The organism is Niabella aquatica (assembly GCF_054779315.1).
The window spans coordinates 1-1,774 of record NZ_BAAGYM010000030.1; the positions used below are offsets into that span (position 1 = coordinate 1).

The following is a 1,774-nucleotide window of genomic DNA, read 5'->3' on the forward strand; positions in this document are numbered from 1 at the left end:
CTTTTCGAATGGTATACGCCTGGGGGTTGGTTTTATAATCCGCATCTTTAGCATCGGCATAGATAGTGGCCTCATATAATTTGCCCGGCTCCAGGAAATCAAACGACAGCTGGCTGGTATGCCCGTTTTCTCCTGCTACATTTCCTACAAACCAGTTACCCGTGCCCTTTGCCTTACGTGCAACCGTTACATACTGCCCCGGCTCCGCTTCAAGATATTTGCTATCGTCCCAATCAACCGCTACATCTTTGATGAACCGGAACGCATCGGGAAAACGATCATAGTTCTCTGGCAGGTCCGCCGCCATTTGCAAAGGACTGTACATCGTAACGTATAAAGCCAGCTGATTGGCAAGGGTGCTGTTTACATGCGACTTGTTATTGGGATTGATCTTTGATATATCCATCTCAAATATTCCCGGTGTGTAATCCATCGGACCGCCAATCAGCCTTGTAAAAGGCAGTATGGTAACATGATTGGCCTTACTGCCTCCAAAAGCCTGGTACTCCGTTCCTCTTGCTGACTCATTGCCTATCAGGTTGGGCCACGTACGGCATATTCCCGTGGGCCTTACCGCCTCATGAGCATTCACCATGATCTTATATTGGGCTGCCTTTTCAAGAGCATACTGGTAATGGTTATTGATCCATTGACTGTAATGATATTCTCCGCGCGGAAGAATATCGCCCACATAACCGCTCTTTACCGCATCGTATCCAAAAGATTTCATAAAACGGTAGGCCGTGTCCATATAACGTTCATAATTGCGCACAGAGGAGGAGGTTTCATGATGCATGATCATTTTTACTTTCTTGCTTTGGGCATACTCCTGTATCGCTTTTACATCAAAGTCGGGATAAGGCGTTACAAAATCAAATACATGATCTTTCGAATTGCCAAACCAGTCTTCCCAACCTATATTCCAACCTTCTACCAGTACCCCGTCAAAACCATGTCTGGCCGCAAAGTCTATATACTTTTTCACATTGGCCGTGGTTGCTCCGTGTCGGCCATGCGGTTTTACTTTTGTATAGTCTGTTACTCCTAATTGAACAGCGGGCACATCGCTGGTGTAGGACCATTCACTCTTCCCGGTGATCATCTCCCACCACACTCCTACATATTTGGTGGGCCTGATCCATGAGGGATCTGCAATTTTCGAAGGCTCGTTCAGGTTTAGCGTCATGTGAGAGGCCAGTATTTCGCGTGCATCATCGCTTACAATAATAGTTCGCCAGGGAGAATGGCAGGGTGCCTGCAAATGTCCTTTACTGCCATTGGCATCCGGCGTAAGCCAGGATTCAAAAATGAAGTTCTTATCATCCAGGTTCAGGTGCATACAGGCATAATTGATCAGTGCCGCTTCATGCAGGTTGATATAAATGCCCTCATCCGTTTTCAGCATCAGTGATGTTTGCACGCCTGTGGGTGAGAAAGAGGTTTGGGAAGCATTTCCGGTAATAGCTTTTGGCATCAGCCCTCTTATTTCTGATAATTTAGAAGTAGTATAATCGTATTCCTGCGTATCGTAGTCACCGGGTATCCAGTAAGCAGTGTGATCGCCTGTCATGGCAAACTGTGTACGCTCTTCTTTAATAACGAAGTAGGTGAAGTCTTTTTGCTGCGGGAACTCGTAGCGGAATCCCAATCCATCATTAAACAGTCTGAAACGGATAACCATCTGACGGTTGGAAACTTTTTGCTTCAAAGTAACCGCCAGCTCGTTGTAATGGTTACGGATATTTTTGGTTTCACCCCAAACAGGCTGCCAGGT

1 protein-coding gene is annotated in these 1,774 nt (G+C 46.3%); it reads right to left on the reverse strand.

Translation table 11 applies throughout. The features are described from left to right. Window positions 1-1,774: glycoside hydrolase family 97 protein (locus ACYVBM_RS19470; RefSeq protein ID WP_460687373.1), on the reverse strand; the 1,774-nt coding region annotated here is incomplete at both ends.